This window comes from Lacibacterium aquatile (assembly GCF_042683105.1).
GTDB classification, from domain to species: Bacteria; Pseudomonadota; Alphaproteobacteria; order Elsterales; family Elsteraceae; genus Lacibacterium; species Lacibacterium aquatile.
Genome location: NZ_JBHUIP010000005.1, coordinates 63,219 through 69,426, shown reverse-complemented (window position 1 = coordinate 69,426; position 6,208 = coordinate 63,219). Strand labels below are relative to the sequence as shown.

At 56.9% G+C, this 6,208-nt stretch carries 7 protein-coding genes; 4 read left to right on the top strand and 3 right to left on the bottom strand.

Annotated elements, in window-relative coordinates; all coding sequences use genetic code 11:
* From ACFSM5_RS07345 to ACFSM5_RS07335, 3 genes are all read left to right on the top strand, one after another.
* Nucleotides 1-649, top strand: a 649-nt coding sequence (locus ACFSM5_RS07345; RefSeq protein ID WP_379875662.1) for a flagellin, incomplete at its 5' end; no start/stop codon positions are given.
* 301 nt (nt 650-950) lie between these two features.
* Nucleotides 951-1,778, top strand: coding sequence for a flagellin (locus tag ACFSM5_RS07340; protein WP_379875661.1), 828 nt, complete (start codon nt 951-953; stop codon nt 1,776-1,778).
* Nucleotides 1,779-2,314: 536 nt separating this feature from the next.
* Entirely contained in the window at nt 2,315-2,500 is a 186-nt protein-coding gene (locus ACFSM5_RS07335) for a hypothetical protein (RefSeq protein ID WP_379875660.1), read from the top strand.
* A gap of 124 nt (nt 2,501-2,624) precedes the next feature.
* On the opposite strand, the gene ACFSM5_RS07330 is transcribed toward ACFSM5_RS07335, so the two are convergent.
* Both ACFSM5_RS07330 and ACFSM5_RS07325 read right to left on the bottom strand, forming a co-directional pair.
* Nucleotides 2,625-3,809, bottom strand: a complete 1,185-nt coding sequence (locus tag ACFSM5_RS07330) for a cystathionine gamma-synthase (protein ID WP_379875659.1) — start codon at nt 3,807-3,809, stop codon at nt 2,625-2,627.
* A gap of 13 nt (nt 3,810-3,822) precedes the next feature.
* Entirely contained in the window at nt 3,823-5,199 is a 1,377-nt protein-coding gene (locus ACFSM5_RS07325) for a pyridoxal-phosphate dependent enzyme (protein ID WP_379875658.1), read from the bottom strand.
* Nucleotides 5,200-5,502: 303 nt separating this feature from the next.
* Here ACFSM5_RS07325 and ACFSM5_RS07320 point away from each other — a divergent pair, with 303 nt between their 5' ends.
* Nucleotides 5,503-5,721: a hypothetical protein gene (locus ACFSM5_RS07320; protein ID WP_379875657.1), complete on the top strand. Its 219-nt coding sequence runs from the start codon at nt 5,503-5,505 to the stop codon at nt 5,719-5,721.
* Nucleotides 5,722-5,768: 47 nt separating this feature from the next.
* On the opposite strand, the gene ACFSM5_RS07315 is transcribed toward ACFSM5_RS07320, so the two are convergent.
* Nucleotides 5,769-6,197 (bottom strand): Lrp/AsnC family transcriptional regulator, encoded by a 429-nt coding sequence (locus tag ACFSM5_RS07315; protein WP_379875656.1) that lies wholly within the window; start codon nt 6,195-6,197, stop codon nt 5,769-5,771.
* Nucleotides 6,198-6,208 lie beyond the last annotated feature (11 nt).

The window sequence follows — 6,208 nt, the reverse complement described above, 5'->3', positions numbered from 1 at the left end:
GGGTCTGTCTGCCGTCAACGGTCAGCTGGGCAACGCCCTGGGTTCGGTCCAGGTTGCGAACACCGCCGTCAACAGCATCTCGAACAAAGTGCAGGACATGCGCAAGACGCTCGTCCAGATCGCCGATGCGAACGTTACTGGCGACACCCGTGTTCAACTGGAAAACCAGTATGCCGAACAATATGCGTCTCTTTTGAACTATGCTCAGGCCGCTGACTACAACGGCGTGAACATGGTTTCGAACGGCACCAACTTCTCGGTTATCCGTGATGCCATCGGTAACCAGCTGGCTCTGACTGCCGTTGCGACCTCGGTTGTTGCTGCTTTCTCCGGTTTGGCAATCGTTCCATCGACCTTCACCATTGCGGCTTCGCAGCTTGGTGCTACCGCGTCGTTCGCGACTGCGGAAGCCAATATCGGTACCGCTCTGAACCGTATCGGCGTTCTGAACACCCGTCTGAACGACCAGATTAGGTTCAACTCTGGTGTTGAAGATGCGACCAAGGCCGGTCTGTCGTACATGATCGACGCCGACCTGACGGTTGAATCGGCTACTCTGACCTCGCTGCAGATTAAGCAGCAGCTGTCGTCGCAGTCGCTGTCGATTGCCAACCAGCGTCCGCAGATCATCCTCAGCCTCTTCGGCTAATCGGACGATCTGTCGACAGGTTATGTCGACTGGGAAAGGGGAGGCTTCGGCCTCCCCTTTTTTTGTGAAACGTCCGTTGGGGGAGACTGTTTGTTGGGAAGTCTTTCCTGCCGATGTTGGTGATATCGTTTCCTGTATATAACTTATTGTAATTGATCTCGTTGATCTCAAATAACATAATGTTATTGTTCTCATATAAAAATGAATACTTAAGATTTTGACTAAAAAATCCTGACGGTAAATATTGCAGAGGCCACATGAAGTGGCTTAGTCGCAATAAACAGTCGATTTGGAGGCAAGAATGCCTATTTCCACGAATACCAACCTTTCGGCAATGACCGCAGCCCGCATCCTGAACGTCACGGGCGATCAGCTTGATCGTACGCAGAAGAAGGTTTCGACCGGCTTCAACATCGCCGATGCGTTTGACAACGGTGCGCTGTACGCCGTCAGCCAGAACATCCGTTCGAAGCTGTCGGGTCTGTCTGCCGTCAACGGTCAGCTGGGCAACGCCCTGGGTTCGGTCCAGGTTGCGAACACCGCCGTCAACAGCATCTCGAACAAAGTGCAGGACATGCGCAAGACGCTCGTCCAGCTCGCCGATGCGAACGTTACCGGCGACACCCGCGCCCAGCTGGAAAACCAGTACGCCGAGCAGATGGTTTCGCTCGTCAACTACGCTCAGGCCGCAGACTACAACGGCGTGAACATGGTTTCGAACGGCACCAACTTCTCGGTCATCCGTGATGCCATCGGTAACCAGCTGGCTCTGACTGCCGTTGCGACCTCGGTCGTTGCTGCATTCTCGGCGATGTCGGTTGCTGTCAATGGCGGTTTCAGCTCGGCTGCTTCGCTGCTTGCCAACAACTTGTCGTTCGCGACTGCGGAAGCCAACATCGGTACCGCTCTGAACCGTATCGGCGTTCTGAACACCCGTCTGAACGACCAGATTAAGTTCAACTCTGGTGTTGAAGATGCGACCAAGGCCGGTCTGTCGTACATGATCGACGCCGACCTGACCGTCGAATCGGCTACCCTGACCTCGCTGCAGATTAAGCAGCAGCTGTCGTCGCAGTCGCTGTCGATCGCCAACCAGCGTCCGCAGATCATCCTCAGCCTCTTCGGCTAATCGGGCGATCTGTCGACAGGTTATGTCGACTGGAAAGGGGAGGCTTCGGCCTCCCCTTTTTTTTAGGACCTTGTTGGTATTCACGGGGAAGAGTTACTTATTTTCTGTGCGAAATAGCGGGGGTGGCAAAAAAATAGACTGACATTTTCGGCTGCCTAATCTTGTTCAAATGGCTGCCGGATATTCTCCCATATCTTAAGTTGAGTGCTTCTGCCGCGCCTTTGGCCGTGACGATTAGTTTCTTCTTGCATAGGTCGAGTTTAGCTTGCGTCCGGCTGGTGGCTGTAATAGATTATTATCTGAACTGCCAGGATTGTTCCCTCTAAAGAAGATAGAGGTGTGAAATGTCAGTAGCGAGTTTAGAGGGCGGAACGCCCTTTATGTCGAGTGTTTCCCGTATGCCCGTCGCGACGCCTGTTGCTCCGGAACCGAAGTCGACTGTGCCTGCAGGGGCTTCGCTAGAGCAGGTTGAAAAGGCTGTCAAAAATGATCGGCAGGCGACAAAGCCGGTTGGTCCCTCGGAGGCGCCGCCGTCTATGGCCGTCGAAAGTGCTGTGGATATCTCGCAGGGACTGATCGATCATGCCACTGTTACCTTCGTCAAGATCGAAGGTCTTAATGATGGCGATGTAGCCTATACGATCCCCGTCGGCTATGAGGAATACAACAAAGATACCGGCACGTCGGACGAGAAGCCTGTTCAGGTGCGCTACTCCATCTGACGTGAGTGCAGGTTGAGACTTTAACAAACGCCGCTGTTTCCAGCGGCGTTTGTTCTTTTGCGCTATCGCGATGTCATGAGGGGTGAGCCCTTCCCATCATGTGACTATGATGGGGAAGGGGACATCAAAGTCCGTTCAGGGCAAATGCCAGATCAGCCTTCAGGTCTTCCAGATCTTCAACGCCGACCGACAGGCGGGCGAGGCCGTCCGCAATCCCGAGGGCCTGACGCTGCTCCGGCGGGATCGAGGCGTGAGTCATGATAGCCGGATGTTCGATCAGGCTCTCGACGCCGCCCAGACTTTCAGCCAAGGCAAACAGCTCGGTCCGCTCCAGGAACTTGCGCGCCGCATCGAGGCCGCCCTTGAGCACGATGGTAATCATGCCGCCGAAGGCATGCATCTGGCGCTTGGCCAGCTCGTGCTGGGGGTGGGAGGTCAAGCCGGGGTAACGCACGCTTTCGATGGCCGGATGCTGTTCCAGCCAGGCAGCCAATGCCGCTGCATTCGAGCAATGACGCTCCATGCGCAGGGCAAGCGTCTTGAGGCCGCGCAGCGCGAGGAAGCTATCGAACGGCCCCTGGATCGAGCCGACAGCGTTATGCAGATAAGCCATGCGCTCGGCCAGATCGGCATTATCACCCACGACGACGATGCCGCCGACGATATCGGAATGGCCGTTCAGGTATTTGGTTGCCGAATGCATCACGAGATCGAAGCCCAATTCCAGCGGCCGCTGCACGTAGGGGCTGGCGAAGGTATTGTCGGCGGCAGTCAGAATCCCGTGCTTCTTGGCAAGCTCTGCAACTGCCTTAAGGTCAACGAGCTTAAGCATGGGGTTGGTCGGGGTCTCGACCCAGATCAGCTTGGTCTTGCCGGGGCGGATTGCAGCCTCGACCGCCTTGATATCGGTCATATCGACGAAGCTGAACTCCAGGCCGGCGGAGCGCTTACGCACCCGCTCGAACAGGCGATAGGTCCCGCCATAGAGGTCATCCATCGCAATGACATGATCGCCGCTGTCCAAAAGCTCCAGTACCGTCGAGGTGCCGGCAAGCCCGCTGGCAAAGGCATAGCCGCGGGTACCGCTTTCAAGGTCGGCGATGCAGCGCTCGTAGGCTCCGCGGGTCGGATTATGGGATCGCGAATATTCATAGCCCTTGTGGACGCCGGGGCTTTCCTGAACATAGGTCGAGGTCGCATAGATCGGCACCATGATGGCGCCGGTGGTAGGGTCGGGGGACTGACCGGCGTGGATGGCGCGGGTCGAGAAACCTGCGCGATTGGCGCGCGGCGGATTTGTGTCGGTCATTGGAAGCTTTCCGTCAGGCAATCTTGCGACGCAGGTGATTGAGCAGGTCGATGCGGGTGATCAGCCCCAGGAATTGGTCACCGTCGACCACCAGGGCAACGTAATCTTTGGAAAAAATTTCCGTCAGAGTCGTGATGGATTTCGAGGCGTCGATCGTTTCCAGCTTGGCGTTCATCGCGCTGGCGACGGGGTCCGAGAAATGGTCGGTCGCGCCGACAACCCGCATCAACAGGTCGGACTCGTCCAGTAGACCGACGATCCGGCTGCCTTCGACGACGGGTAGTTGGGACACATCGGCAACCCGCATGCGCTTGTAGGCGGTCAGCAGCGTGTCACCAGCGGTCACGGTAACCGCCTGTCCCAGGTCATGGCGACGCGAGATAAGGTCTCGAAGGTCGCCATGGCGCGGGCGATCGAGGAAACCCTGATCGCCCATCCAGAAATCGTTGAACATCTTCGACAGATACTTGTTGCCAGTATCGCAGGCGAGGGTGACGACCCGCTTAGGTTCCGTCTGATCCCGGCAATAGCGCAAAGCGGCGGCCAGCAGAGTGCCCGTAGAGGAGCCTGCCAGAATGCCTTCCTTGGTCAGAAGATCGCGGGCCGTTAGCAGCGCTTCCTGATCCGTGATCGTATAGGCGTCGCCCACGAGCGAGAGATCGCAGATAGGGGGGACAAAATCCTCCCCGATGCCTTCGACGACCCAAGAGCCCGGCTCGTCATGTCGGCCTGTTTTGATGAGATCCGCCAGGATCGATCCGCGAGGATCGGCCAGCACCATCTTGGTCTTGGGGGACTTATTCTTGAAGAAGCGTCCGAGGCCGGACAGCGTGCCGCCGGAGCCGACGCCGACAACCATCGCGTCGATGTCGCCATCCATCTGGGCCAGGATCTCCGGCCCGGTGCCGATCTCATGGGCCAAGGGATTGGCGGCATTGGCGAATTGGTTGATATAGACGGCGCCCGGAATCTCGGCGGTCAGCCGTTCTGCCATATCCTGATAATACTCGGGGTGACCCTTGCCCACGTCTGAGCGGGTGATCCGCACCTCGGCCCCCAGGGCGCGCAGATGGTTGATCTTTTCCAGGGCCATCTTGTCGGGAATGATCAGGATCAGCCGATAGCCCTTGGCGGACGCAACGAGGGCGAGCCCAAGGCCGGTATTGCCAGCGGTTGCTTCGATCAGCGTACCGCCAGGCTTCAGTCGGCCATCCCGTTCGGCGGCTTCGATCATCGTCAGCGCGATGCGATCCTTGATGGATCCGCCGGGGTTCTGATTTTCAAGTTTCAGGAACAATCGGCAGGGGCCGGTGTCGAAGCGTGTCAGCTCGATCAGGGGGGTATTGCCGATTTGAGAAAGGACCGCAGGGGGGCGGGGGGATGACGGCATTGCCGGATCGCTCCGTTAAAATGCTTAGGATTGGGTGGACTGTACCCATAATCCCAGTGGTTCGCAATGATTGTTCCGGCAATAACAGATATAAACTGTTGTATATGTGTTGATCATTAGTGCGCGTTCAGAAAGGGTGATGCGCCAATCTTTGAAGCCAGGTAACTCGATTCAAGGAAAACGAAGGTAAGGATGAGATTTTCCATGTATCTCCATTCGATGAATACATATGTATGCATCGTTTTTATTTGACCTTTCTAACATAAATGTTTCAATGGCTGGGATTGGTGAGGGAGATCCGCGATGATTGGTGGACATGCAGTCAGTGAAACCGCCAAAGCTGCAGGTGCTATCGGCAACTGTTTGAAGTCTCTGGCTTTAGAGGCTGGGGAGCATGGCTTGCAGGAACTGCAGGCGCTTCTGGCAGTCGCAGCCGACATCGCCCTTCAGGAAGCGGGGGACCGTCAGGAAGCGCTGGCAGCTTTTGTCAGCTCCAAACCGACATTGGTCTGGAGCCGCTGAGTATTTGAAAGAGCGGGCTGGCTTCGTACAGATCGCTCGGAGGATTGTTAACGCCGCTCGACCGGACGGCCCATGACCAGGGCGGTCGTCAAGCGATGAACCCCATCGACTTGCGCAATTTTGGCGCGGACTTCTGTCAGACGCTCCGTCGAAGCGGCGGCAATCTCGATCACCATATCGATGTCGCCGGTGAGGTTGGTCGCCGCGACAACTTCCGGTATGCCTTCCAGAACTTCTAGAATGGCAGGAAAGCGCTGGGGGGCCTGGACAAACAGAAAGGCCTGAATGGGGGCGGACACGCCGCCACCCAGCAATATAGTATAACCCCGAATCGCGCCGATCCGCTCAAGTCTGTCGATCCGCTCCTGAACCGTCGAACGGGCGAGTCCGACCCGACGCGCTAACGTGGCGACTGGCAGGCGGGCGTTACTGCGCAGCAGCTTAATGAGCGAACGATCAATGTCATCGAGATCCATGATGCCCCGGA

Excerpts from the sequence above, each read along its gene's own strand:
- ACFSM5_RS07325 (WP_379875658.1), bottom strand. The coding sequence starts at position 5,199 with ATGCCGTCATCCCCCCGCCCCCCTGCGGTCCTTTCTCAAATCGGCAAT.
- ACFSM5_RS07335 (WP_379875660.1), top strand. The coding sequence starts at position 2,315 with ATGGCCGTCGAAAGTGCTGTGGATATCTCGCAGGGACTGATCGATCAT.
- ACFSM5_RS07340 (WP_379875661.1), top strand. The coding sequence starts at position 951 with ATGCCTATTTCCACGAATACCAACCTTTCGGCAATGACCGCAGCCCGC.
- ACFSM5_RS07330 (WP_379875659.1), bottom strand. The coding sequence starts at position 3,809 with ATGACCGACACAAATCCGCCGCGCGCCAATCGCGCAGGTTTCTCGACC.
- ACFSM5_RS07315 (WP_379875656.1), bottom strand. The coding sequence starts at position 6,197 with ATGGATCTCGATGACATTGATCGTTCGCTCATTAAGCTGCTGCGCAGT.
- ACFSM5_RS07320 (WP_379875657.1), top strand. The coding sequence starts at position 5,503 with ATGATTGGTGGACATGCAGTCAGTGAAACCGCCAAAGCTGCAGGTGCT.